We start from the raw sequence: 25718 nt of genomic DNA, 5'->3' as shown, positions 1-25718 counted from the left end.
GCCCTGCATGAGTTTCGAACCGGCTCCCAACCCGCATGCCACGGAAGAGCAAGTAGAGGCCGCCCGCCACGACACCAAGCTCGCCCAAGTGCTGTACCACGACTGGGAGGCCGAGTCCTACGACGAGAAGTGGTCGATCTCCTACGACAAGCGTTGCATCGACTACGCGCGCGGTCGCTTCGACGCCATCGTCCCCCTCGAGGAGCAGCGCAAACTGCCCTACGACCGCGCCCTGGAGTTGGGCTGCGGCAGCGGATTCTTCCTGCTCAACCTGATTCAGTCAGGCGTGGCCCGGCGCGGCTCGGTCACCGACCTGTCGCCTGGGATGGTCAAGGTGGCGACCCGCAACGGCCAGAATCTGGGCCTCGACGTCGACGGCCGGGTCGCCGACGCGGAGGGCATCCCGTACGACGACGACACCTTCGACCTGGTGGTGGGGCATGCCGTGCTGCACCACATCCCCGATGTCGAGCTCTCCCTGCGAGAGGTGGTGCGGGTGCTCAAGCCGGGCGGACGGTTTGTGTTCGCCGGTGAGCCGACCACCGTCGGCAACAGCTATGCGCGAACGCTGGCGAACTTGACGTGGAACGTCACGATTCGCGCCATGAAGCTGCCCGGCCTCGGCAGCTGGCGGCGCCCGCAGGCCGAGCTGGACGAAAACTCGCGCGCCGCGGCCCTTGAGTGGATCGTCGACCTGCACACCTTCGACCCGGCCGACTTGGAGAAGATGGCGAGCCGCGCGGGCGCAGTGGAGGTCAGCACCGCCACCGACGAGTTCACTGCGGCGATGCTCGGCTGGCCGGTGCGAACCTTTGAGTCGACGGTGCCGCCCGGCAAGCTGGGCTGGGGCTGGGCCAAGTTTGCGTTCGGCAGCTGGACGACGTTGTCGTGGGTGGACGAAAACGTCTGGCGCCACGTCGTCCCGAAGGGATGGTTCTACAACGTCATGGTGACCGGGGTTAAGCCGTCGTAGAGTTCGACCTCGACGCGGTCGCCTATCTGGGTAGCGAGACCGGGGCGCAGGCGCTCCGCGATGTTGCGGGCTATGAACTGACAGACGCCACGCGCATCGCCGACATCGCTTCGATACGAAGGCAATTCGGTGACCGCGCAGCGGTACTCGTCGAGACTGTGCTGCTACGCCGCAGGGCGGCCGCGAAATTCGACGACCCGTCGCAGTGGTTGTTCACCGATGACGCGCTGCAACAGGCCACCGCGCAGGCGGTCGCCGAGCATCGGGCGCGGCGGCTCGTCGGTGCGACCGTGCACGATGTCACCTGTTCGGTCGGGACCGAGCTCGCTTCGCTGCGCGCGTCGGCCGGCTTCGTGGTCGGCAGCGATATCGACCCGACCCGACTCGCCATGGCGCGGCACAACGTAGGCGACGTGCCGCTGTGCCGCGCCGACGCGCTGCGTCCGATTACCCGCGATGCCGTCGTGCTAGCCGACCCCGCCCGCAGGGGATCCGGTCGGCGGCGGTTCGACCCGCGCGACTACATCCCACCCCTTGACCGCCTGCTCGACGTCTATTCCGATCGGGATTACGTCGTAAAGTGTTCGCCTGGAATCGATTTCGCCGAGATCGGGCGACTTGGGTTCGCCGGTGAAATCGAGATCACATCGCTGGACGGCAGCGTGCGCGAGGCGTGCCTGTGGTCGTCGGGCCTCGCCGAGGCGGGCGTGCACCGTCGCGCCACCATGCTCAACGGTGCCGGGCAGGTCACCGACGCCGAGCCCGACGACTGCCCGGTGGCGCCTGCGGGCCGGTGGATCGTCGACCCGGACGGTGCGGTCGTCCGCGCCGGGCTGGTCCGCCACTACGCGGCCAGGCACGGGCTGTGGCAGCTCGACCCCGACATCGCCTACCTGTCCGGCGACCGGCTGCCAGACGGTGTCCGCGGCTTCGAGGTGCTCGACGAGCTGGGTTTCAGCGAGAAGCGGTTGCGGCAGGCGCTGTCGGCCCACGACGCGGGCGCCGCCGAGATTCTGGTGCGCGGCGTCGACGTCGACCCCGACGCGTTGCGGAAGCGGCTGAAGCTGCGCGGGTCCGCCGCAATGTCGGTGGTGATCACCCGCATCGGGTCCGGCACGGCAAGTCGGGCAACGGCATTCATCTGTCACCCCTCGCGTTGACGGTAGGTTTGCTGTCGCCTGTATCGTGTCGTCGGCGGTTACGGTGCCGCTCTGGCTCGAAGAGGATTTCATCGATGCGTATTTCCACGTCGGTTCTCGCTGCCACTGCAGCCGTCTTGCTCGGTTTTTGCAGCGTTGTCGCTGCGGTACCCGTGTCGGCCGCGCCGCCGAAGTGTTCGGACCTCAAGGGCGGCCTCGTCGGGCAGAACTGCGTGATCAAGGAAGCCGATACCGGATACAACCTGAGCATCACCTATCCGGCCGGCTATCCGGATGTGCAGGCGGTCTTCGACTGGGTCAAACAGACCAGGGACGGCTTCGTCAACGTGGCGAAATCGCGCGACTCGCGCACGATGCCCTATCAGCTGGAGGTCACGCCGACCGAGTACAACTCGGCGGTGCCGCCGCGCGGCACGCAGTCGGTGGTGTTCAAGATCTACCAGGACGTGGGCGGGACCAAGCCGCAGACCTTCTATAAGGCATTCAACTGGGATCAGGGTCTGCGCAGGCCCATCGTGCTCGACCCGGCGGGCCAAGAGAAGATCCAGCCGTTGTTCCAGCCGGGCACCAGCCCCTGGCCGATCATCTTCCCGTTGGTGGAGGCCGACCTAGAGAAGCAGATGGGCACCAAGCCGGCGATCGCACCCCAGGTGGGGCTGAACCCGGCGACCTACGAGAACTTCGCGATACAGAACGACACGTTGATGTTCTTCTTCGGACAGGGCGCGATCCTGCCTGAGTCGGCAGGCGCCCTGTCGGTGACGATCCCGCGGCCACCGGTGGACAGGATGATCGCCTAGCTGAGGGACGATCAAACGGGCGCGAAGCCGTACACCTGGCCTGCGCTTGTCGAGGCGACGACCCGGCGGTCGTGGCCGATCGACACCCCGACCGGCCAGCCCGCGGCGTCCGGCAGCGGATAGCTGTTCACGGTGTGCCCGTCGGCAGGGTCGAACACCAGCAGCGCCTGGCCGTCCTCGCCGTCGGCGACCACCGTGTAGGCGACGTGTTCGCCTGCCCGGCTCGACGTCGTCAAGGGGGAGACGTCATCGCGGGTCCAGATCACGTCGGCGTGGTCGCCGCGGTCCCTGATCGCGACCAGCCTCGTGTCGGGTCCGCCGCCCGCGATGACGTCTTCGCTCGGCGTTACCGAGGGTGGGGTCTGCGACAGGAACTTCAGCGGTGTCGACCATTTCGGCTTGCCGTTGTCGGCATTGATGGCCCACAGCTTGTTGTCTCGGCCGTTGACGTAGATCGTCGACCCGTCGGCGGAGGCCACCGGGCTGGCCACCGTGCCGGCCTTGACCGCGTCGCTGGTCCAGGCGACCGCCAGCTTGGGGTTCCGGTCGGGGTTGTACTTCAGCCCGACGAGCACCGAGGCGGGGGCGCCGGGCTGCCACACCGGCACCACCACTACGCCTGCCTTCGCCGCGAAGGCGGGCGCGGCGGCGACCGGGCAACGCGGCCGCGCAGGCGGGCAGTCGGCCAGACCGCGTTGGGAATCGGTCGGGTTGATGCCTTCCACCAGATCCAGCGGGGTGCCGATCACCGTGCCGCGGTGGGCGTCGAACAGCAGTACCTGACCCAGATGCGTCACCACCAAAAGCTGGCCCGGCGCCAGAATCCTTGCGGTGGTTGGCATTCCAATCACCGGTTGCCGCCACCGAATCCACTGCGTCGGCGGGAACGACAGCATCGCGCCGGGCTGGCCGATGTAGAGGTTGTCGAAGCCGTCCCACAGCGGGCTCGACGATCCGCCGCCCTGCCATAGCCGGGTGCACCAGCGTTGGCGCGCGTTGTTGTCGGCTTCCCACACCATCAGCGAGCAACCGGCAGGCGTCTGCGCGTTGACCGACAGATAGTGTCCCGACCCCATCGCCGCCGCTGCGCCGAGGTCGCCCTTGACCGAGCGGCTCCACTCCAATTCGAGTGCCTCGGCCCCGGCGACATCGGAATAGCTGCTGTTGGCGGCGTCGCCGTACTGGGCGGCCCAGCCGTCGGCCGCGTGCGCCTCGACCCAGGAGTCGGTGTTACCGCAACCGGCCAGAGCACCCGTGATCAGCGCCGTTGACGTCAGCGCGATGAGTCGCCGGAACACGGTTTCCTTTCCTTCGGGCCCACGTGAGGGTAACCGTTCGGGTTGGGAGTGCTCGCGTAGGCTTTCCGGCCATGACGACGATGTGGGGAGCGCCGCTGCACAAGCGCTGGCGAGGTTCCCGGCTCCGCGACCCGCGCCAGGCCAAGTTCCTCACGGTGGCGTCCCTGAAATGGGTGATCTCCAACCGCGCCTACACGCCCTGGTATCTGGTCCGCTACTGGCGGCTGCTCAAGTTCAAGCTGGCCAACCCGCACATCATCACCAGGGGCATGGTCTTCCTCGGCAAGGGTGTGGAGATTCAGGCCACCCCCGAGCTGTCGACGATGGAGATCGGCCGCTGGGTTCACATCGGCGACAAGAACACGATCCGCTGCCATGAGGGATCGCTGCGGTTCGGCGACAAGGTGGTGCTGGGTCGCGACAACGTCATCAACACCTACATCGACATCGAACTGGGCGACTCGGTGCTGATGGCGGACTGGGTGTACGTCTGCGACTTCGACCACAGGATGGACGACATCAACTTGCCGATCAAAGACCAGGGCATCCTCAAGGGCCCGGTCCGGATCGGGCCTGACACCTGGATCGCCACCAAGGTCACCATCCTGCGCAACACCACCATCGGCAAGGGCTGCGTGCTCGGCTCGCACGCGGTGGTCAAGGGCGACATCCCGGACTATTCGATCGCCGTCGGTGCGCCCGCCAAGGTCGTGAAGAACCGCAAACTGGCGTGGGACACGTCGGCGGCCGAACGTGCCAAGCTGGCGGCCGCGCTCGCCGACATCGAGCGCAAGAAGGCGTCCCGCTAGACATTTCGTTGACACTGCGTTCTTTCGTTGCAGCCGACGCCGTTGTTGCAGAATCAGCGCCTGTCAGCGGTCGGGCAGCGCATGCTCGACGATCAGCCGACGCGGATGCGGTTGTCGTTCCCCGCGTTTGGCGGCCAGATAGACCTGTGCGGTTTCGCCCGCGACCGTGTGCCAGTCGAAGTCGGACGTCAACCGTTCCCGCGCGGCGATCGCGTGTTGCTGGGCCGCCGCCGGATCGTCGAGCACCGCGCGCACCGCCGCGGCAAGTGCTGCGATGTCGCGCGGCGGGAAGGACATGCCGGTGCGCCCGTTGATCACCGCTTCGCCGAGTCCGCCGACGTTTGACGTGACCAGCGGCGTACCCGTGGCCGCCGCTTCCAGAGCCACGATGCCGAACGGCTCGTAGTGGCTGGGGAGCACCGCGGCGTCGGCGCTGTGAAGCAACTGCACAAGGCCCTTGTGATCGACCCGCCCGACGAACGTTACGGCCTTGAGCACCTTGTGCTTACGGGCCTGCTCGACAAGCCATTCATGTTGGGTGCCGTCGCCCGCGATGGTCAGCGTCGTACCGGGATGGGTTCTCCTGATGCGCGGCAGGGCCGCGATGGCGTCGTGGATGCCCTTCTCGTATTCCAGCCTGCCGAGATAGAGCAACTGTGCGGGCCCCTCGCGTGGGCGTCGTTTTGCGAACGGCCACAGGCCCGCGTCGATTCCGTTGCGGATCACCCTGATCTCGGCCAGCCCTGGACCGAAGAGCTCGGTGATCTCCTCGCTCATCGATCTCGAACACGTTATGAGCGAATCGGATTCACGCACCAGCCACGACTCCACGGCGTGTACCTGCCGACTGATCGGGCCCGACACCCAGCCCGAGTGCCTACCCGCCTCGGTGGCATGGATGGTGGAAACCAATGGCACGTCGAAGAACTCGGCCAGTGCGATCGCCGGATGGGCGACCAGCCAGTCGTGTGCGTGCACGACATCGGGGCGCCAGGGTTTGGACCGTCGGCCCGACGTCTTGATAGCCAGGCCGGCTCGCGTCATCGAGTGACCCATGGCCAGCGTCCACGCCATCATGTCCGAGCCGAAATCGAATTCGTGCGGGTCGTGGGCGGCGGCGACGACCCGCACACTCTCGCTCACCTCGTCGGTCGACGGATGTGTGCTCGGGTCGGTGTTCGACGGGCGGCGGCTGAGCACGACGATCTCGTGCCCGTCGGCGGCGAGCGCCGTCGCCAACTGGTAGACGTGCCGACCGAGCCCGCCGATCACCACCGGCGGGTACTCCCACGACACCATAAGGATTTTCACGATCGCCCGCCCCTGCGCGAGCGTGCGCAGAATGACAGCAAGATACGGCGTGTCGGTGTACAGACACGCACGCTCGCCGTGCGGGGCGAGGTCATGAGCGGGGCAGCCGGCGTGCGTCGAGAGCGCCGAACAGGCCGTCCGCGCGGTTCCAGCCCGCTGCCAACCGCTCGGCCTGCTCGCGACGGCCCGTCGCGAGCGCGCCTGCGATCTCGCGGGCGGCGTGCGCGTGCAGATGGGCTCGGTAACGGGCGTAGTCGGCCGCCGAGTCCTTGCTGACCATGAATGGCCAGTCGCTCGACACCGTCAGCAGTGTCTCCCGCAGGATCTGGTCGGCGACGACATCGCGAGCGACCGGCTCGCCCACCGACGCGTTCTGCTCGAACGCCTTGTCCACGGTGCTGAGCGCGGTGTCGACGACTTCGTTGTTCAACTGCACCAGGTCGGCGACCGGCTCGCCCGCCCACACCGACCAGTCTTTGCCGGAACCCCAAGAGCTGGGCGGTAATTCGACCGGGCTGCCGGTGAACCCGTCGGCAACCGCATCGGACAGCGTGCCGACCCGGATGCCTGCGGCAGGCAGTGCGCGCAACACCCTTTCCAGCCACACCGGCCCCTCGTACCACCAGTGGCCGAACAGTTCGGTGTCGAACGCCGCGATCACGTGTGCGGGCCTGCCGATCCGCTCGCTCTCCGCGAGGAGCCTGCGGCGGACCACATCGACGAAATCGGCGACGTGCCCGTCGACCGCGTGCTCGGCGCGCACCGGGTCGTAGGGCGCCTTGGCGTCCGAGGGCACATTGCGGCCGGTGACGCGGGCCGGTTTGAGACCGGTCACGTGGTCGTAGGTGTGGAAGTCGCGGTAGGCGGCATGACCGGGATAGCCGGACTTCGGCGACCACACCCGGTAGCTGACCTGCAGATCGCGACCGAACGCGATGACATCGGATTCGCTGACAGGACGTCCGAGCGCCGTGTCGCCGTGCAGCGACGGGCCGTCCACCATGAAATGCCCCACACCGGCTGCGGCGTAATCGAATTCCATGCCGGGGGCGTACGCGCACTCCGGCGCCCAGATGCCTGCGGGCGTATGCGCCATCCGCTGGTTGGCATCGGCAAGGCCCTCGCGCAGCGCGAACTCGCGCAGTCGCGGATTCAGCAACGGCTGGAACGGATGCGACAGCGGTCCACCCAGCAACTCGATGGTGTTCGCGTCGATCAGCTCGCGCAGCAGTGGGCTGCCGCCGTGCCGCCACAATGTGGTGAACTCGTCGAGCTCTCGGTCAGCCTCGGCGACCTCGCGAATACCGAACTCGCGCAACGGTTCTTGCAGTGTGGTCGCCTCATGGGCGCGTAGTCGCCAGTTGGCCAGCCAGTGATGCATGCCGGTCAGGCTGTAGGGGTCGTCCAGCTGCGCGGTGACCACCGGCGTCATTCCGAGTGTCACCAGGTGGTGACGATCTTCGTCGGCCAGCGTTCGCAGCACCCGCATCAACGGCAGGTAGGCCGCCGACCACGACTGGTAGAGCCATTCCTCGCCGACCGGCCAGCGACCATGGTGGGCCAGCCACGGCAGGTGGGTGTGCAAGACCAGGGTGAAGAGTCCCGGAACCGGGTCCGGCGGGCTGGGCCCACACCCGGAGGGTAGGGGAGAGCGAAGCGACCCGGGGATCGAGTCCGTCACGGCCGCACCGCGATTGCGACCAGGTCAAGGCTTTCGTCGATATCGCGGTCGCCCGCGTCGGTCAGGTCGAAATCGCCGGTGCCGACCGAGGCGACGTCGGTCAACAGATCGGGGGGCCACGGCGCATCGGCGAGTGCCCTGGCCACCTGCGCATCGATGATCGAACCACCGTGCTTGGCGTCCAGCTCGGTCAGCGCGCGACCGTGGAACACGCCCTGCATGGCCTCGAGCGTGAAGCCGGCCGACTCCAACAGCTCGGTCATTTCGCCGGCATTGAGTTCACGGGTGTGGAACGGGTTGATCGGCGTATCGCGGCCGGGGGTGAAGGTGACCCGGTTGGGCGTCGACATGAGCAGCAGCCCCGACGGCCGCAGCACCCGCAGGCATTCGGCGACGAACTGTGGCTGATCCCACAGATGCTCGATGACCTGGAAGTTCACCACAACGTCAACCGAGGCGTCCGGCAGCGGTAGCTCCGCGAGATTGCCATGCCGCACGTCCACCCGCGGATAGCGGGCACGCACGTGGGCCACCGTGGCCTCGTCGTAATCCAGTGCGATCACACGGCGCGCGACGTCGGCGATCAAGTCGGCGCCGTACCCCTCGCCACAACCGGCCTCCAGTACGTCGAGACCCTCGCACCGGTCGCGTAACCGCTGGTAGACCACCTCATGTCGGCGGAACCAGTAGTTCTCCTCGGCCAAACCGGGAATCGTGCGCTCCCCGGTCAGAGGCAGAGCACCCTCCGGCCCGGCCGGACCGTCGGTAACAAATGAGCTCATTGCAAAGGCAGGCTAACCCAGGAGAAGCGTCGGTGGCCGGTTCGCGAACGGTTGGGCCGATTCAGGGCGACTACGGGGACGTCAGAGCACAAACTTCGACCAGCTATGGTGTTCCTGCGAACCACCGTAAGTTACCGATGAGTAACATGGTGGCGACTGCTTCATACGTGGTAGTGGGGGCCGACCGGCGGTCCCCTACGAGGAGGACGAACCAGACTCATGACGAACATCGTGGTCCTGATCAAGCAGGTCCCTGACACGTGGTCGGAGCGCAAGCTGAACGACGACGACTTCACCCTTGACCGCGAGGCCGCCGACGCCGTGCTCGACGAGATCAACGAGCGCGCCGTCGAAGAGGCGTTGCTGATCAAGGAAAGAGAAGGCGGCGACTCGACGGTGACCGTGCTGACCGCCGGACCGCAGCGCGCGACCGAGGCGATCCGCAAGGCCCTTTCCATGGGCGCCGACAAGGCCGTCCACCTGCTCGACGAGGGCCTGCACGGATCGGACATGGTGCAGACCGGCTGGGCGCTGGCGCGCGCACTGGGCACGATCGAGGGCACCGAGCTGGTCATCGCCGGTAACGAGGCCACCGACGGCACGGGCGGTGCAGTGCCTGCGATCATCGCCGAGTACCTGGGCCTGCCACAGCTGACGCACCTGCGCAAGGTGAGCGTCGAGGACGGCAAGGTCACCGGTGAGCGGGAAACCGACGACGGACTGTTCACCGTGGAGGCGTCGCTGCCCGCGGTCGTGAGCGTCACCGAGAAGATCAACGAGCCGCGCTTCCCGTCCTTCAAGGGCATCATGGCCGCCAAGAAGAAGGAAGTAACCACCCTCACCCTGGCCGAGATCGGCGTCGAGGGCGACGAAGTCGGCCTGGCGAACGCGGGAACGAAGGTTCTCGCGTCGACCCCGAAGCCGCCGAAGACGGCAGGCGAGAAGGTCACCGACGAAGGCGACGGCGGCACCAAGGTCGCCGAGTACCTGGTTGCTCAGAAAATCATCTAACAGATCACTCCGCCCGCATCCAAGAGACTCCCGAAAGACTGATACTCATGGCTGAAGTACTTGTGCTCGTCGAGCACGCAGAAGGTGCCATCAAGAAGGCCACCTCAGAACTCATCACCGCCGCCCGCGTCGTAGGCGAGCCGTCGGCCGTCGTGGTCGGCAAGGCGGGCACCGCAGAGCCCCTGATCGACGGCCTCAAGGCCGCAGGCGCCGCCAAGATCTACGTCGCCGAGTCGGACGACGCAGAGAATTACCTGATCACTCCGTACGTCGACGTGTTGGCGTCGCTGGTGGAGTCGGCTTCCCCGGCCGCCGTGCTGCTGTCCTCCAGCGCCGATGGCAAGGAGATCGCGGGCCGGCTCGCCGCCCGAATCGGCTCCGGTGTCCTTTCCGACGTCGTCGACGTCAAGGAGGGCGCCAAGGCCATCCACTCCATTTTCGGTGGTGCGTTCACCGTCGAGGCGGAGGCCACCGGTGACGTGCCCGTCATCACGCTGCGCGCCGGGGCGGTGGATGCCGTGCCCGCCGACGGCGCAGGCGAGGTCGTCAGCGTCGAGGTGCCCGCACAGGCCGAGAACGCCACGAAGATCACCAAGCGCGAGCCCGCGGTCGCAGGCGACCGTCCCGAGCTCACCGAGGCCACGGTCGTGGTCTCCGGTGGCCGCGGCGTCGGAAGCGCCGAGAACTTCAGCGTCGTCGAGGCTTTGGCGGACTCGCTGGGTGCCGCCGTCGGGGCGTCGCGTGCCGCGGTTGACTCCGGCTACTACCCGGGCCAGTTCCAGGTCGGCCAGACCGGCAAGACCGTGTCGCCGCAGCTGTACATCGCGCTTGGCATCTCCGGTGCCATCCAGCACCGCGCAGGTATGCAGACGTCCAAGACGATCATCGCGGTCAACAAGGACGAAGAGGCGCCGATCTTCGAGATCGCCGACTTGGGCATCGTCGGTGACCTGTTCAAGGTCGCCCCGCAGCTGACCGACGCGGTCAAGGCCCGCAAGGGCTAGGCCTGGCGCGGTCCCGCGCTCCGATCGCGTCCACGCCGACCTCGCCCTCGACGTAGGGTGGCGGCGTGAACGTGCTGCTCGGCATCGATATCGGCACCGGAAGTACCAAGGGTGTTCTTGTCGATGCCTCGGGCGACGTCTTGGCGACCGAGACGATTGCTCACGCCATGGCTCTGCCTCGGCCCGGATGGGTCGAGATGGATGCCGAAGCCACCTGGTGGGGTGAGATCTGCGCCATCGCGGCAAAGCTGACCTCGCAGATCCCGAGGGGTGCGGCGCTGGCCGGCGCCTGCGTCAGCGGAGTGGGGCCCTGCCTCGTGCTGTGCGACGAGACGGTGCGCCCGCTGCGCCCCGCGATCATGTACGGCGTGGACACCAGGGCGACTTCGGAAATCGATTCGCTGACTGCGGAGTTGGGCGTCGACGAAATCTTGGCCAAAGCGGGCACGGCACTTTCCAGCCAGGCGGTGGGCCCGAAGCTGGAATGGGTTCGTCGCCACGAGCCCGAGGTCTTCGAAAAGGCAACGCGGTGGTACGGGTCGAACTCCTACATCGCCGCCAAACTCACCGGCGAATACGTGATGGACCATCACACCGCCAGTCAGTGCGATCCTCTTTACGCCATCCGCGATTTCGACTGGAACTACGCATGGGCGCAGCGCATTTGCGGCCATCTGCCGTTGCCGAGGTTGGTCTGGCCAGCCGACGTCGTCGGCACGGTGCATGCGGAGGCTGCCGAAGTCACCGGAATACCGATCGGCACTCCTGTCATGGCAGGCACCGTCGATGCCTACGCTGAAGCGTTCTCCGTCGGTGTTCGCCATCCCGGCGACCAGATGTTGATGTACGGCTCGACGATGTTTCTGGTTCAGGTCATCGACGACTACTACAGCGATCCGGTGTTGTGGACCACGGCCGGCGTTGAGCGTGATTCGCTGGCGCTCGCAGCAGGCACGTCGACGTCGGGCAGCATGGTGAACTGGCTGCAGAGTGTCACCGGCGGTGCGAATTTCGACGTCCTGATGGCCGAAGCGCAGAAAGTCCGCCCGGGAAGTGAGGGACTGCTCGTGCTGCCTTATCTCGCCGGAGAGCGCACTCCTGTGTTCGATCCGTTGGCGCGGGGCGTTTTCGCCGGGCTTACCCTGCGGCACACGCGTGGTCACCTGTTCCGTGCCGCCTACGAGGGAATCGCATTCGGCATCCGCGAAATTCTCGAGCGTTTCGATGACGCGCACGCGGGCCTGCGCACGGTCGCCGTTGGTGGCGGACTTCGCAGCCCGATCTGGGCACAGGCGGTCAGCGACGTGACCGGACGCGCCCAGCAGGTGCCGGAGCAGGCGATCGGCGCCAGCTACGGTGACGCCCTGCTGGCGGCGATCGGAAGCGGGCTTGTGCCCGCGGACACCGACTGGGCCAAGATCTCGCGTGAGGTCACCCCGGACGCGCGGCACCGAGACCTCTATGACGACCTGTACTCCACCTGGCAGCAGCTGTACCCGGCTACCCGCACGGTCGTGCACCGACTGGCTGATCAACCCATCGTGTAGCCGCCGTCGACCGGCACATCGACACCGGAAATCATGCTCGCCGCGTCGGAGGCCAGCCACAGCACGGTATCGGAGACTTCGCGTGGAACGGCGAAGCGGCCCAACGGGATACGAGCAAGCATCGGGGCGGCTTTCGACTCTTCGCCCCACACCCGCTGGCCCATCTCGGTGAGCACCACTGTCGGACATACCGAGTTGGCCCGGATGCCGTGCGCGCCCAGCTCGCGGGCCAGCACCTTCGTCGCCATCACCAGACCCGCCTTGGAGGCGCAGTACGCGTAGTGGTCGGGCAGCGGCGCCAGTGCCGCGGCCGAGGCCACGGTGATGATCGAGCCGCCGGTGCCCTGCTCGACCATCGACTTGCCCACCGCGGCCGCCAACAGCGAGGGGGCCCGAAGGTTCACCGCGATAGTCGCGTCGAACAGCTCCGGGTCGGTGTCGATGGCGGGCTGAGGGTGCGAGATCCCTGCGTTGTTGACCAGGACGTCAAGCCCGCCGAAGGCGGCGACCGCGATACCCGCCAGCCGGTCGGGCCCATCGGTCTCGGCGAGATCGACTGCTGCGGTGTCGATTTCCACACCGAACTCGTCGATGAGGGAGTCGCGCATGGCGGCCAACTCTGATTCGTCGCGGCCGCTGAGGATCAGCGTCGCCCCTGCGGCGGCGAAAACCCTTGCGATGTCGGCGCCGATTCCCTTGGTGGCGCCTGTGATCAGGGCTCGCTTGCCGTCGACGCGGATTGTCGTCATGTCACGATGCCTGTTCGGCGACGTTCGGACTGGCCAGGATGTCGGCCGCAGTCTTGGGGTCGGTGACCAGACGGTTGAAGTATCCTCCGCGCGCTGCTCCGATGATGGACTCCACCTTCTCTTTGCCGACGGCCACCCCCACGGTGACCGGGATATGTCTGAGCGCTTCGAGTTCCACCGCGATCAGCCGCTCGGCGCCCTCGAAGCTGACCGGCTCTCCGTTGCGGTCGAAGAATCGCGAGCACACGTCGCCGACCGCGGATCGCAGCGACGACGACGCGGTCGGCACGAACCCTGGGATGTCGGACCGCATCAGCGGAGGAGCGCCGACACCCATCAGAGCGCAGCGCGCGTGCGGCCACAGGTCGAGCACGCGCTGGATGCTGGGATCGTTGAGCAGCGAACGGTAAAGCTCGGGTCCGGGCAACGCAGGGGCGAAGAGGTAATTCGCTCTGCCGCCGACTCGATTGGCGACCAGTCGGGTGATCTCGTTGGTCTGATACCACTCCTCGGCCTGATCGTTGCCGCCTACCGTCGGAGCGATGATGACGCCCGGCAAAGGGGTCAGTTCGTGCTGGGCAACCTCGTAGACGGTGCGGCCCGACGACACCAGAAGGATGTCGCCGGGCAGCAGTCCGGCTTCGCTGAGCGCGCGGCCAACAGCGGGGGCCAGCGGGCGACCCATCTCGTCGGCCAATGATCGCCCCGCGCCCGCTGCGGTGAGGGGAGGCGCGAGGTAGACGTTCTCCAGATGCAGCGCCCTGGCCAGCTGATCGGCAAGATCGCCTGCGCGCGCCTCCGCCGGTGGCACCACCTCGATCCGGACGATGCCCTGCCGTTTTGCCTCCGCGAGGAGCCGGCTGACGGTGGCCCGACTGGTGCCGAGCTTCGCGGCGACCTCGGCCTGGGTGGCGTCGTCCTCGTAGTAGAGGCGCGCGGCGGTGTACAGCAGAGACGCGGAGAAGTGGCTGCCCTCGGCCTCGGCCAGGCCGGTGTCCGCGCCACTGTCCCGGGCCTGTTCACCCGTAGCTGGCGTGGCCGATCGAGGCATGAGGTGAGTATGGCATCTGAACATCGGTTCTGGAAAGAATCTTGCTGAACAATCGTTCTGGACAAATGTGCAACGCCTCGATAGTGTGACTCCAACCACAGTCGAAGGAGCTGCTGATGACCGACCAGATCCCAGAAAAAATGCAGGCCGTCGTCTGTCATGGGCCCGAGGACTACCGACTCGAGGAAGTGGCGGTCCCGGTGCGCAAACCGGGCGAGGCGCTGGTCCGTGTCGAAGCCGTGGGCATCTGTGCCAGCGACCTCAAGTGCTACCACGGCGCCGCGAAGTTCTGGGGCGACGAGAACCGCCCCGCATGGGCGGAGACGATGGTGATACCGGGCCACGAATTCGCGGGCCGGGTGGTCGAACTCGACGACGAGGCCGCATCCCGGTGGGGGATCGCCGTCGGCGACCGGGTGGTGTCCGAGCAGATCGTGCCCTGCTGGGAGTGCCGCTTCTGCAAGCGCGGGCAGTACCACATGTGCCAGCCGCACGACCTCTACGGGTTCAAGCGCCGCACCCCCGGGGGCATGGCCAGCTACATGACCTATCCGGTGGAAGCCTTGGTGCACAAGGTCTCCGGCGACATCCCGCCCGCGCACGCCGCGTTCGCCGAGCCGCTGTCCTGCTCGCTGCACGCCGTCGAGCGGGCGATTATCACCTTCGAGGACACCGTTGTGGTGGCCGGCTGCGGACCGATCGGCCTCGGCATGATTGCCGGCGCGCGGGCCAAGAACCCCATGCGCGTGGTTGCGCTCGACATGGCCCCTGAAAAGTTGGAGCTGGCCAAGGGCTGCGGCGCGGATGTCACGATCAACATCGCCGAACAGGACGCCGTCGCGATGATCAAGGATCTGACCGACGGCTACGGCGCCGACGTCTACCTGGAAGGCACCGGCCATCCGTCAGCGGTTCCCCAGGGCCTCAACGCGTTGCGCAAGCTGGGTCGCTACGTCGAGTACGGCGTCTTCGGCAGCGACGTCTCGGTCGACTGGAGCATCATCAGCGACGACAAGGAACTCGATGTCCTCGGCGCGCATCTCGGCCCCTACTGCTGGCCCGCGGCCATCAAGATGATCGAATCCGGCGTGCTGCCGATGGACAAGATCTGCACCCACCAGCTTCCGCTCACCGAATTCCAGCAAGGCCTCGATCTGGTGGCCAGCGGCAAGGAATCGGTCAAAGTCTCGCTGATCCCGGCGTGACCTCCGATACGAAGGGCCTAAGCAGATGAGTCGAGGATTCTCCGGGCCGCAGATGTCGCGGCGAAACATGCTGGCGGCATTGGGCATTGCCGGCGCGGCCGCTGCGAGCGCCCCGATCCTGAGCTCCTGCGGCGTAGGTGGGAAAGCCAGTCTGCCCAACGGTGCCGATGCCGTCACCGGCGGATTCGACTGGAAGAAGGCATCGGGCTCGACGATCAACATCCTGCAGACCCCGCACCCCTACCAGCTGTCGTATCAGCCGCTGCTCAAAGAGTTCACCGAGCTCACGGGGATCACGGTCAACGTCGACCTGGTGCCGGAGGCGGACTACTTCACCAAGCTCAACACCGAGTTGGCAGGCGGATCAGGCAAGCACGACGCGTTCATGCTCGGGGCCTACTTCATCTGGCAGTACGGCCCACCGGGCTGGATCGAGAATCTCGACCCATGGCTGAAGAACAGCTCTGCGACCAACGCCGAGTATGACTTCGAGGACATCTTCGACGGCCTGCGTACCTCCACCCGCTGGGATTTCACCCTCGGCAACCCGCTGGGCACCGGCGGTCAGTGGGCGATCCCGTGGGGATTCGAGAACAACGTGGTGGCCTACAACAAGCGGATCTTCGACGAGAAGGGCATCACAAAGCTGCCCGACAAGCTCGACGACTTCATCCAGCTGGCCGTCGACCTGACCGATCGTTCGCAGAACCGGTACGGCATCTCGACCCGCGGGTCGAAATCGTGGGCCACCATCCACCCCGGGTTCATGACGCAGTACACCCGCGAGGGAGCGGTGGATTACACGTTCAACGGATCCGACCTGATCGCGGAGATGGACAGCGACAAGGCGATCGCGTTCACCGAGAAGTGGATCGAGATGCAGCACAAGGCAGGGCCGACGTCGTGGACCACCTACGACTATCCCAACGCCACAGGCGATCTCGGCGACGGTAAGGCGATGATGGTGTTCGACGCCGACAGCGCGACCTACCCGAAGAACAAGCCCGGCGCCAGCAAGGAAGCCGGCAACCTGGCGTGGTATCCGGGGCCCGCAGGACCAGATGGCAACTACAAGACCAACCTGTGGACATGGAGCTGGGCGATGAGCGCCAACTCGCGCAACAAGCTCCCCGCGTGGCTGTTCATCCAATGGGCCACCGGTAAGGAGTCGATGAACAAGGCCGTCCAGGGCGGTACCTACGCCGACCCGGTACGGAAGTCGGTGTTCGACACCACCTTCAAGAAGGTCGCCGCCGATCAGTTCGGCTACCTGGAGACGTTCGAGACCGTCATCGGTCAGTCGAAGATCCAGTTCACGCCGCAGAAGAAGTTCTTCGACACCACACAGAACTGGGCCGTCGCACTGCAGGACATCTACGGCGGAGATGACGCCGCCTCGCGCCTGCGCAGTCTCGCGAAGACCAACACCTCCAAGGTCAACCTCTAGGAGCTCTGGCACACATGACGACTCAGACCGACAAGGCGACGGCCACCTCGCCGGAGCAGCAGCCGAAGGCGCCCCGCCGCACGCTGCCCGAGGTGCCGAGATGGCGGCGCAAGCTGCGGCCCTATCTACTGTCCATCCCCGCGCTGGTGATCGTGATCGGGATCCTCTACCCGTTCGTGGTTGGCGCCTACTACGCGTTCCTCAACTACGCCGCGGTGAACCCGAACCCGCACTTCATCTGGTTCGACAACTTCAAATCAGTCCTCGGCGACCAGGTCTTCTGGCAGAGCGTCAAGGTTACCGCGATCTTCGCGGTGTTGGCGACCGCGGTGGAGACGGTTCTCGGCGTCGGCCTGGCGCTGCTGCTGAACAGGTCGTCCATCGTCGGAAAGATCTTCGAAAAGGTGTTGATCCTTCCCCTGATGATCGCACCGGTGATCGCGGGCGTGATCTGGAAGCTGATGTTCAACCCGCAGTTCGGGATCCTCAATCACATTCTGGGACTGGGAAACACCTTCGACTGGTTGTCCAGTGGGACCGCGTTGTGGTCGGTGATCCTGGTCGACCTCTGGATCTTCACGCCGTTCGTCGCGATCCTGGTGCTGGCTGGCATGCGCTCGCTGCCCAAGGAGCCGTTCGAGGCATCCGAGGTCGACGGCGCGAGCTGGTTCTACATGTTCCGCAAGCTGATGCTGCCGATGCTGTGGCCCTACATCCTGGTGGCAGTCATCTTCCGATTCATGGACAACCTCAAGGTGTTCGACCACATCTACGTCCTGACCGCAGGCGGTCCCGGCGTGGCAACCAGGACGCTGCAGATCGGCGCCTTCGAGGACTCGATCATCAACCTCGACTATTCCCGTGGCAGTACCTACATGTTGCTGCTCTGGATCATCGTGTTCATCACCGCGCGCTACCTGGTGAGCGTGCTCGGCAAGGCGCAGCGTCGTGCTGCCGGAGCGGAGTCATAGGCCATGGCATTTTCACTGCGCAGAAGCGAACTCCTTCCGGGACAGCGAAGGCTGGGCATCGGGCCGGTGGCCGCCGACATCGGCCTCATCGGCTGGTTCATCTTTTCGCTGTTCCCGATCGTGTGGATGGTGATCCTGGCGCTCAAGAACGCCGAGGAGCAGACCACCACGTACTTCCAGTTCAGCCCGACGTGGTCGAACTTCGCGACCGTGGTGTCCGACAAGGGCACTCAGATGACCAGCGTCGACTTCAAGACCTCGCTGCTGACCAGCCTCATCAACTGTGGCGGCGCGGTGATCGTCTCGCTGCTGATCGGGATTCCAGCCGCTTACGCCGCAGGCCGGTGGAAGTACAAGGGCAGCAACGACCTGATGTTCCAGATGCTGTCCTTCCGGTTCGCACCCGAGCTGATGGTGATCGTGCCGTTGTTCGTGATCTACAACCAGATCGGGCTCTTCGACACCAAGGTCGGGATGATCTGGGTGCTCCAGCTGGTCACCATGCCGCTGGTGGTCTGGATCCTTCGGTCCTACTTCGAGGATCTGCCTGAGGATCTCGAGCAGGCCGCGCTACTCGACGGCTACACCCGCAGAAAGGCTTTCGTGATGGTGGCACTGCCGATCGTGCGCCCTGGCATCGCGGCCGCTGCGCTGCTGGCCTTCATCTTCGCCTGGAACAACTACGTGTTCCCCCTGATCCTGGCCGACAGCAATGCGGGCACGGTCACCGTCGCGATCACCAAGTTCCTCGGCGGTGGCGGCCAGGCGTACTACAACCTGACCGCCGCAGCGGCGATCATAGCTGCCCTGCCACCGCTGATACTGGCCCTGACTATTCAGCGGTATCTGGTTCGGGGCCTTTCCTTTGGGGCGGTGAAAGCCTGATGGCGACAGTCTCTCTTGCCAACTTGCGCAAGACGTTCGGTAAAACGGTCGCAGTGGACGCCCTGTCGGTCGACATCGCCGACGGCGAGTTCTTCGTCATCCTCGGCCCCAGCGGTGCAGGCAAGACGACCACGCTGAAATCGGTTGCCGGCCTAGTGGACATCGACGAGGGATCGGTGCACATCGGCGGTGTCGACATGACCCTCGTCGAGCCGTACCACCGCAACGTGGCGATGGCGTTCGAGAGCTACGCGCTGTACCCGCAGAAAACCGTCACTGAGAACCTGGCGTCGCCGCTGAAGTCGGGCAGGACAGGTAAGTACTCAGAGGCACAGCGCACCGAACGGATCGACCAGGTCACCACCACGCTCGGAATCAACCACCTGCTCAACCGCTTTCCTCGTGAGCTGTCCAACGGACAGCGCCAGCGGGTGGCGCTTGGCCGGGTGTTGGTCCGGCCTGCCGACATCTATCTGCTCGACGAACCGCTCAGCCACCTCGACGCCAAGCTACGTGCCGCGATGCGCGCCGAGTTGAAACAGCTCAGCGCGATGTCGAACACGACGACTATCTACGTCACCCACGACTACCAGGAAGCACTGGCGCTCGGCGACCGCATCGCGGTGCTTCGCAAGGGGCGGTTCGTCCAGATCGGCACGCCCGACGAGATCTGGCGACGACCGGCCGACACCTTTGTGGCCCGCTCGCTCGGACAGCCCGAGATTAACATCCTCGACGGGGTGGTCGACGACGGCCGCATTCGCCTCGGTGACGGGTCGCTGGACGTCCCGATCCCTGCGGGCACCGCGTGTGATCGCGGTGATCGTGTGCGAGTAGGACTGCGGCCCTGCGACATCCACGTCGGAACCGCAACGGGATCGGCGCACATGGCGGGGACCGTGACGCTCGCCGAGCGGTTGGGCCGCAACGTCGAGTTGACCGTGAAGGCAGGCGGCGAGCAGGTGATCGTGCTGGCATCGGGTCGCGAGGGCGTCGACGAAGGCACCGAAATCACCATGAGCGTCGCCGACGACAACGTGCACGTATTCGCCCCCGGCGACGGCGACACGGAGCGGCTCGGTTCCGCGACCGACAAGACTTTGGAGACGGCACAATGAGCACGACTACAGAAGCTCCACACAAGCCCACTGCGGGGCCGAAGACGGCTCAGAGCCTCACGCTGGCCGATCTGGTGAAGACCTATGCGTCGCGCGGCCGCGAGCAGGTCACGGCCGTCAAAGGCATCGACCTCGCCATCGAACCGGGAGAGCTGGTTGCGTTGCTCGGCCCGTCCGGCTGCGGCAAGACCACCACGCTGCGGATGATCGCCGGGCTCGAAACGGTGACAAGCGGTTCCATCAAGATCGGTGACCGGGAGGTTTCGCAACTCCCCGCCTCCAAGCGTGGCATCGGGGTCGGCTTCGAGAGCTATGCGCTGTATCCGCCGATGTCCGTGCGCGACAACTTGCTGTACGGCCTCAAGGCCCGCAAGGTCAAGGGCGCCGAAAAGATGGTCGCCTCGATCTGCGACCGGCTCGAGATGAACGACATGCTCGAGCTGCGGCCCGCCGGACTGTCCAGCGGACAGAAGCAGCGTGTCGCGTTGGCCCGTGCACTCGTGCGTAACCCGCCCGTGCTGCTGCTCGACGAACCGCTGAGCCACCTCGATGCGTCAGCCCGCCAGCGCGTGCGGCGTGAACTGAAGGTGCTGCAGCGCGAATTCGGCTACACGACCATCGTCGTCACCCACGATCAGGTTGAGGCGTTGTCGCTTGCCGACCGGCTGGCTGTGATGGATGCCGGGGTGGTGCAACAGTTCGGCACACCCGACGAGGTGTTCGACGACCCGGCCAACCTGTTCGTGGCGGAATTCGTCGGTGAACCCCAGATCAACGTCATCCGTGGAGTCGCCAAGGTCACCGACGGCAAGACGCGCGTCGAGATCGGCGCGGACAGCGGATCTCTGGAGACCGGGGTGACCTCGGTCGCGGACGGAACGCGGGTGACGGTCGGGATCCGGCCACAGGACTGCTCGCTGAGCGCCGAAGGCTCCGGGGCGGAGGGCATCTCCACCACCGTCGCCTACTTCGAGCACCTGCTCGAGTTCGGTCTTGCCACCACCACGGTCGCGGGTATGGAGGAGGGCGTCGTAGTCCAGACACCCGCGCAGCAATCGTATGAACCCGAGCAGAAGGTCGTCGTGAGTGCTCCGCCCGAGCGGGTATACCTGTTCGATGTCGAGACAGGAGTGCGTCTGCGATGACAAAACTGTTCAACGACCCGGCCCGGTTCACCGAGGACATGCTCGTCGGGTTCCTCGACGCGTATCCGCAATACGTCGTCGGTGTCCCAGGCGGGGTGGTCCGCGCGAACAAGACCCCACCCGGGAAGGTTGCCGTGGTCATCGGCGGCGGCTCCGGCCACTACCCGGCGTTCTGTGGAACCGTGGGCGCCGGGTTCGCCGACGGAGCGGTGGTCGGCAACATCTTCACCTCTCCGTCGGCGCAGGAGGCCGCATCCGTTGCACGTGCCGCTCACGGTGATGCGGGCGTGCTGCTGACCACGGGCAACTATGCGGGTGACGTGATGAACTTCGGTCTCGCCGTCACGCAGTTGCGCAGCGAAGGTATCGAAGCGCACTACTTCGCCGTCACCGACGACATCGCAAGCGCACCAAAGGGCGAGGAAGCCAAACGCCGGGGCATCGCGGGTGATTTCACCGTGTTCAAGTGCGCCAGCGCGGCAGCCGAGGACGGCCTCGATCTGGCAGGCGTGATCCGCGTCGCCGAGGCGTCGAACGCCGCAACCCGAACACTTGGCGTCGCATTCGACGGCTGCACGCTTCCCGGCGCCGACGGGCCGTTGTTCACGGTGCCGGACGGCCAGATGGGCGTGGGACTCGGCATTCACGGTGAGCCGGGGGTCTCCGACGAGGACATGCCGTCGGCGGCGGAGTTGGCGGCCACCCTTGTCGAGGGTGTCTTCGCTGACAAGCCCAGCACCGACAGCACGCGAATCGCGGTGATACTCAACGGTCTTGGCCGGACCAAGTACGAGGAACTCTTCGTCGTATGGGGTGCGGCAGCGGCACTGATCCGCGAACGCGGATACGAGATCGTCGAACCCGAAGTCGGTGAGCTCGTCACCAGCCTTGACATGGCCGGGTGTTCGCTGACCGTGATGTGGCTGGACGAGGAGCTGGAAAAGTATTGGCGCGCGCCTGCAGACAGCCCGGCGTACCGCAAGGGAGCGACCAGTTCTGCAGCGGAGGGGGAGCGACGCTCCGATGCTGAAGCGGAGGCCGCCGCCCCGTCGCGGGATGTCGCGGAGCTCGCCGACGACGATGGCCGTCGCGGTGGCCAGCTGATCGCGCGCGCACTCGAGGCGATGGCAGGCATGCTCGCCGACGCAGAAGATGAACTCGGCCGTATCGACGCCGTCGCAGGCGACGGAGACCACGGCCGCGGCATGGTCAAGGGTTCGGCGGCGGCGCGCGATGCGGCGGCGCACGCCGTCGAGGAGGGTGCGGGACAGGGCTCGGTGCTGACCGCCGCAGGCAAGGCATGGGCCGCGAAGGCGGGTGGCACATCCGGGGTGTTGTGGGGGGCGATGCTGTCTGCGCTCGGAGCCAGGCTCGGCGATACCGGCAGGCCCGATTCCGAGACCGTCGCGGCGGGTATGCGCGACGGTTACGACGCTTTGACCCAGCTCGGCGGCGCATCGCCCGGCGACAAAACGATGCTCGACGCACTGCTGCCGTTCGTCGAAGACCTCGAACGACGGGTGGCTGACGGCCAGCCGTGGCAGGAGGCGTGGCGGTTGGCGGCCGACGTCGCCACCGAATCGGCCCGCGCGACCTCGGAAATGCGTCCGAAGGTGGGCCGGGCGCGCCCGCTGGCCGAGCGCAGCGTGGGTACCCCCGATGCGGGGGCGACCTCGCTGGCGATGTGCGCGCACACCGTCGCCGACTGCTTCGCTCTGACCGCAAAAGGAGATGGCTGATGAGCTCACAGGGTGGGTTGCGCGTCGTCGTCGGCTCCGACGACGCCGGCTACGAATACAAGGAAGCGCTCAAGGGCGACCTGCGGGCCGACTCCCGCGTCGCCGAGGTCACAGACGTCGGCGTCGGCGCCGATGAGGACACCGCGTATCCGCACGTGGCGGTCGCGGCGGCGCGGCTGATCGCCGAAGGCAAGGCCGACCGGGCCCTGCTGGTCTGCGGCACCGGCCTCGGGGTCGCCATCAGCGCCAACAAGGTGCCCGGCATCCGAGCGGTCACCGCGCACGATAGCTTCTCGGTCGAGCGATCTGTGCTGTCCAATGACGCCCAGGTGCTGTGCCTCGGCCAGCGGGTCATCGGCCTCGAGTTGGCTCGCAGGCTCGCCCGCGAGTGGCTGGGATATGAATTCGACCCGCAGGGCAGGTCGGCCGACAAGGTCGAGGCCATCCGCGGATACGAGCCAATCGCCCCGTAGCGTCCGACGAGGCCTAGGACTTTCAAGGGTTCGACCGCGCGCTGCGCGCGTCAGGCTGGGCGTATGAGGATCGCGCTGACCCGACCTGAATCCGATCGGAGACAACCCTCGACATGACAGAACTCGGCGATGTCGTGAGGGGACGCCGCTCGACGCGGATGTTCCTGCGGGACAAGGCGGTGCCTCGTGAGCTGCTCGACGAAGCGGTGTCGCTCGCGATGCGCGCGCCTTCGAACTCGAACATCCAACCGTGGCGGATATTCATCACATCGGGACCTCGACGCGACCGGCTGGTCGAAGCGTTGCTCGAGGAGGCATCCGTCGAATTGCCGGTGACTACCGGCCTTCCGGAGGCATTCCTTCCACTGCGGCGGGATCTCGGTGCACTGGTCTACGGCTCGATGGGTATCCGGCGGCACGACGCGGAAGCACGCCGGATGGCCCAGCTGCGCAACTGGGAGTTTTTTCGCGCGCCCGTGGGTGCCGTCGTGTGCATGCACCGCGATCTCGGACCGGTCGACAGCCTCGGCGTCGGCATGTTCCTGCAGACGCTGGTGCTGGCCTTGACCGAACGCGGTCTCGGCACCTGCGTACAGGTGTCGATCGCCGCCTACCCGGAGACGCTGCGAGAACAGCTGGACATACCCGACGAGCTGACCGTGCTCTGCGGCCTTGCCATCGGCTACCCGGACCCCACATTTCCCGGCAACTACCTCGCGGTACCGCGCAATCCCGTCGAGAACAACGTGGTGTTCCTGGACAGCTGACGTCGGATCGCCTCAATTCGTCACCCAGCGTGCACGGACACGTCACCGCGACGATGCCGTTTCGAGAGGCGGCTGGGCGACCGTGCAGTCGTGAGCACCGCCTCTGTTCTGATAGCCGCTGACCAACCGAGCGGACCGACGACCTCGTCGTCGGCGCCGCGTTACACCTTGCTGCTGTCCACCGACCCCGCGCTCATCGAAGCCGCTCAGCGCCTTCGCCATGACGTGTTCACCACCGAACCGGGTTTCGCGCTCGCAGGAGCGAGCGACGGCCGAGATGCTGACCGGTTCGACGAGTTCTGCGATCACCTGCTGGTCCGGGAGGACAACACCGGCGAGCTGGTCGGCTGCTACCGGATGCTTCCGCCGCCGGGCGCCATCGCCGCAGGCGGGCTGTACACCGCAACCGAATTCGACGTCACAGGGCTGGATGGGCTGCGGCCGTCGCTGGTCGAGATGGGCCGCGCCGTGGTCCGCGGCGACCACCGCAACGGCGGCGTGGTGCTGCTCATGTGGGCGGGCATCCTGGCCTATCTCGACCGGTGCGGCTACGACTACGTCACCGGCTGCGTCTCGGTGCCCGTTGAGGATTCGGACGCACCGGGCAGCTCGGACGCCCCCGGCAGCCAGATCCGCGGTGTCAGGGATTTCGTGCTGCGCAGGCACGCCGCCCCTTCGGAGTACACCGTGCACCCCTACCGGCCGGTGATGGTCGGCGGCAAGGGTCTCGACGCCATCGATCCGCCCGCACGGGTGGCCGTTCCTCCGCTGATGCGCGGCTATCTGCGCCTCGGTGCCCAGGTGTGCGGTGAACCCGCTCACGACCCCGAATTCGGGGTCGGCGACTTCCCGGCACTGCTCGACAAACGCAGGGCCGACACGAGATACCTGAAACGGCTGCGGTCGGTCGCCGCGGCGAGCGAGATGGCCGACGGGTTCGCGTCGTGACCGCCGTTACCAGCCCATGGGTGCCGCGCGCGACATGCGACGCCAGTTGCGTGGCCGCGGGCGGCGCGCCAAGCGGCAGGCCGATCGTCGTGGCGGTACGGGTGGCGGTTCGGGCCACGCTCGCGGTCGTCCTGCTGTCGGCGGTTCCGCTGCTGGCGATCCCAATGCCCGGCCGGTCACACATCCAGCGCGGTTACTGCCGGCTGATGCTGCGCGCGCTCGGCGTTCGAATCACGGTGTCCGGCGGGCCAATTCGCAATCTGCGCGGTGTGCTGGTGGTCAGCGGCCATGTGTCATGGGTGGACATCTTCTCGATCGGCGCCGTGATGCCCGGTTCGTTCGTTGCCAAGGCCGAGATGATCAGCTGGCCTGGCCTCGGTGTCGCGGCGCGGTTGATGAAGGTCATCCCGATCGAACGGGCGAGCCTGCGGCGGTTGCCCGACGTCGTGGGGATGGTCGCCACGCGACTGAGCGCGGGCCAGACCGTGGTGGCGTTCCCCGAGGGCACCACGTGGTGCGGCCTGGCCTACGGATCGTTTCGGCCCGCGATGTTCCAGGCCGCCGTCGACGCGGGCAGGCCGGTTCAGCCCCTGCGGCTGGCCTACCACCACCGCGACGGCACGCCGTCCACGGTGGCCGCCTACGTGGGCGATGACACCTTGCCTGCGTCGATCCGCCGCCTCGTCACCGCGCGCCGCACCATCGTGCATGTGCAGGTCGAGTCGCTGCAGTTACCGGGAACGGACCGACGTGACCTGGCCACCCGCTGCGAAGCCGCGGTTCGCGGGGGCACCGGGCGACCGGCACACGGGCACGCGCTGGTCGCCTGAGCGGGGAGTCAGGG

24 protein-coding genes are annotated in these 25718 nt (G+C 66.5%); 18 read left to right on the top strand and 6 right to left on the bottom strand.

Going from position 1 to position 25718, the window contains the following annotated elements:
• Nucleotides 1-7 precede the first annotated feature (7 nt).
• From D6M19_RS04265 to D6M19_RS04255, 3 genes are all read left to right on the top strand, one after another.
• Complete coding sequence (locus D6M19_RS04265) at nucleotides 8-973, top strand: class I SAM-dependent methyltransferase (protein ID WP_123023913.1); 966 nt, start codon at nucleotides 8-10, stop codon at nucleotides 971-973.
• Between the two features lie 26 nt (nucleotides 974-999).
• Complete coding sequence (locus D6M19_RS04260) at nucleotides 1000-2133, top strand: THUMP-like domain-containing protein (protein WP_123023912.1); 1134 nt, start codon at nucleotides 1000-1002, stop codon at nucleotides 2131-2133.
• Between the two features lie 74 nt (nucleotides 2134-2207).
• Entirely contained in the window at nucleotides 2208-2933 is a 726-nt protein-coding gene (locus D6M19_RS04255; protein ID WP_123023911.1) for an esterase, read from the top strand.
• 11 nt (nucleotides 2934-2944) lie between these two features.
• Here D6M19_RS04255 and D6M19_RS04250 read toward each other — a convergent pair whose 3' ends face one another.
• Nucleotides 2945-4231, bottom strand: a complete 1287-nt coding sequence (locus D6M19_RS04250; RefSeq protein ID WP_123023910.1) for a BamB-related PQQ repeat family beta-propellar protein — start codon at nucleotides 4229-4231, stop codon at nucleotides 2945-2947.
• Nucleotides 4232-4302: 71 nt separating this feature from the next.
• Between D6M19_RS04250 and D6M19_RS04245 the strand changes: the two genes are divergently transcribed.
• Nucleotides 4303-5040, top strand: coding sequence for an acyltransferase (locus tag D6M19_RS04245; RefSeq protein ID WP_123023909.1), 738 nt, complete (start codon nucleotides 4303-4305; stop codon nucleotides 5038-5040).
• Between the two features lie 63 nt (nucleotides 5041-5103).
• Here the strand turns inward: D6M19_RS04245 and D6M19_RS04240 are convergent, their stop codons facing one another.
• From D6M19_RS04240 to D6M19_RS04230, 3 genes are all read right to left on the bottom strand, one after another.
• Nucleotides 5104-6351, bottom strand: a complete 1248-nt coding sequence (locus D6M19_RS04240) for a glycosyltransferase family 4 protein (RefSeq protein WP_123023908.1) — start codon at nucleotides 6349-6351, stop codon at nucleotides 5104-5106.
• Between the two features lie 91 nt (nucleotides 6352-6442).
• Nucleotides 6443-8020 carry a 1,4-alpha-glucan branching protein domain-containing protein gene (locus D6M19_RS04235; RefSeq protein WP_123024132.1) on the bottom strand — a complete coding sequence of 526 codons (1578 nt, stop codon included), beginning with the start codon at nucleotides 8018-8020 and terminating at the stop codon, nucleotides 6443-6445.
• Between the two features lie 8 nt (nucleotides 8021-8028).
• Complete coding sequence (locus tag D6M19_RS04230) at nucleotides 8029-8814, bottom strand: class I SAM-dependent methyltransferase (RefSeq protein ID WP_123023907.1); 786 nt, start codon at nucleotides 8812-8814, stop codon at nucleotides 8029-8031.
• 219 nt (nucleotides 8815-9033) lie between these two features.
• Between D6M19_RS04230 and D6M19_RS04225 the strand changes: the two genes are divergently transcribed.
• The 3 genes from D6M19_RS04225 (at nucleotide 9034) to D6M19_RS04215 (ending at nucleotide 12376) form a co-directional block, all read left to right on the top strand.
• Nucleotides 9034-9825 carry an electron transfer flavoprotein subunit beta/FixA family protein gene (locus D6M19_RS04225; protein WP_123023906.1) on the top strand — a complete coding sequence of 264 codons (792 nt, stop codon included), beginning with the start codon at nucleotides 9034-9036 and terminating at the stop codon, nucleotides 9823-9825.
• Nucleotides 9826-9872: 47 nt separating this feature from the next.
• Entirely contained in the window at nucleotides 9873-10829 is a 957-nt protein-coding gene (locus tag D6M19_RS04220) for an electron transfer flavoprotein subunit alpha/FixB family protein (protein WP_123023905.1), read from the top strand.
• 65 nt (nucleotides 10830-10894) lie between these two features.
• A complete protein-coding gene (locus D6M19_RS04215; protein WP_123023904.1) occupies nucleotides 10895-12376 on the top strand; it encodes an FGGY-family carbohydrate kinase in 1482 nt (493 codons plus the stop codon).
• Here the strand turns inward: D6M19_RS04215 and D6M19_RS04210 are convergent.
• Entirely contained in the window at nucleotides 12361-13125 is a 765-nt protein-coding gene (locus D6M19_RS04210; RefSeq protein ID WP_123023903.1) for an SDR family NAD(P)-dependent oxidoreductase, read from the bottom strand. The two genes, D6M19_RS04215 and D6M19_RS04210, sit on opposite strands and share 16 nt — an antisense overlap.
• Before the next feature lies 1 nt (nucleotide 13126).
• A complete protein-coding gene (locus D6M19_RS04205; protein ID WP_123023902.1) occupies nucleotides 13127-14176 on the bottom strand; it encodes a sugar-binding transcriptional regulator in 1050 nt (349 codons plus the stop codon).
• Nucleotides 14177-14292: 116 nt separating this feature from the next.
• Here D6M19_RS04205 and eltD point away from each other — a divergent pair, with 116 nt between their 5' ends.
• From eltD to D6M19_RS04150, 11 genes are all read left to right on the top strand, one after another.
• Complete coding sequence (gene eltD / locus D6M19_RS04200) at nucleotides 14293-15381, top strand: erythritol/L-threitol dehyrogenase (RefSeq protein WP_123023901.1); 1089 nt, start codon at nucleotides 14293-14295, stop codon at nucleotides 15379-15381.
• A gap of 25 nt (nucleotides 15382-15406) precedes the next feature.
• Nucleotides 15407-16828 carry an extracellular solute-binding protein gene (locus D6M19_RS04195; RefSeq protein ID WP_123023900.1) on the top strand — a complete coding sequence of 474 codons (1422 nt, stop codon included), beginning with the start codon at nucleotides 15407-15409 and terminating at the stop codon, nucleotides 16826-16828.
• 14 nt (nucleotides 16829-16842) lie between these two features.
• Nucleotides 16843-17799, top strand: coding sequence for a carbohydrate ABC transporter permease (locus D6M19_RS04190; RefSeq protein ID WP_123023899.1), 957 nt, complete (start codon nucleotides 16843-16845; stop codon nucleotides 17797-17799).
• A 3-nt stretch (nucleotides 17800-17802) separates the two neighbouring features.
• Nucleotides 17803-18684 (top strand): carbohydrate ABC transporter permease, encoded by an 882-nt coding sequence (locus tag D6M19_RS04185; RefSeq protein ID WP_123023898.1) that lies wholly within the window; start codon nucleotides 17803-17805, stop codon nucleotides 18682-18684.
• Nucleotides 18684-19802, top strand: a complete 1119-nt coding sequence (locus tag D6M19_RS04180; protein ID WP_123023897.1) for an ABC transporter ATP-binding protein — start codon at nucleotides 18684-18686, stop codon at nucleotides 19800-19802. Before D6M19_RS04185 ends, D6M19_RS04180 begins: the two co-directional genes overlap by 1 nt.
• The gene (locus D6M19_RS04175) at nucleotides 19799-20947 is read left to right on the top strand and encodes an ABC transporter ATP-binding protein (RefSeq protein ID WP_123023896.1); all 1149 of its coding nucleotides are present in this window, start codon (nucleotides 19799-19801) and stop codon (nucleotides 20945-20947) included. Before D6M19_RS04180 ends, D6M19_RS04175 begins: the two co-directional genes overlap by 4 nt.
• Nucleotides 20944-22686, top strand: coding sequence for a D-erythrulose 4-kinase (gene derK, locus D6M19_RS04170; protein WP_123023895.1), 1743 nt, complete (start codon nucleotides 20944-20946; stop codon nucleotides 22684-22686). Before D6M19_RS04175 ends, derK begins: the two co-directional genes overlap by 4 nt.
• Complete coding sequence (gene derI1 / locus D6M19_RS04165) at nucleotides 22686-23159, top strand: D-erythrulose 4-phosphate isomerase DerI1 (RefSeq protein WP_123023894.1); 474 nt, start codon at nucleotides 22686-22688, stop codon at nucleotides 23157-23159. Before derK ends, derI1 begins: the two co-directional genes overlap by 1 nt.
• Before the next feature lie 113 nt (nucleotides 23160-23272).
• The gene (locus tag D6M19_RS04160) at nucleotides 23273-23926 is read left to right on the top strand and encodes a nitroreductase (RefSeq protein WP_123023893.1); all 654 of its coding nucleotides are present in this window, start codon (nucleotides 23273-23275) and stop codon (nucleotides 23924-23926) included.
• A gap of 90 nt (nucleotides 23927-24016) precedes the next feature.
• Nucleotides 24017-24874, top strand: coding sequence for a GNAT family N-acetyltransferase (locus D6M19_RS04155; protein ID WP_123023892.1), 858 nt, complete (start codon nucleotides 24017-24019; stop codon nucleotides 24872-24874).
• Nucleotides 24871-25704 (top strand): lysophospholipid acyltransferase family protein, encoded by an 834-nt coding sequence (locus D6M19_RS04150; protein WP_123023891.1) that lies wholly within the window; start codon nucleotides 24871-24873, stop codon nucleotides 25702-25704. Before D6M19_RS04155 ends, D6M19_RS04150 begins: the two co-directional genes overlap by 4 nt.
• Nucleotides 25705-25718 lie beyond the last annotated feature (14 nt).

The sequence above is a fragment of the Mycolicibacterium stellerae genome (genome assembly GCF_003719305.1).
Taxonomy (GTDB): Bacteria; Actinomycetota; Actinomycetes; order Mycobacteriales; family Mycobacteriaceae; genus Mycobacterium; species Mycobacterium stellerae.
The sequence above is the reverse complement of the archived record's forward strand: the minus strand, read 5'-3'. Positions and strand labels throughout refer to the sequence as shown.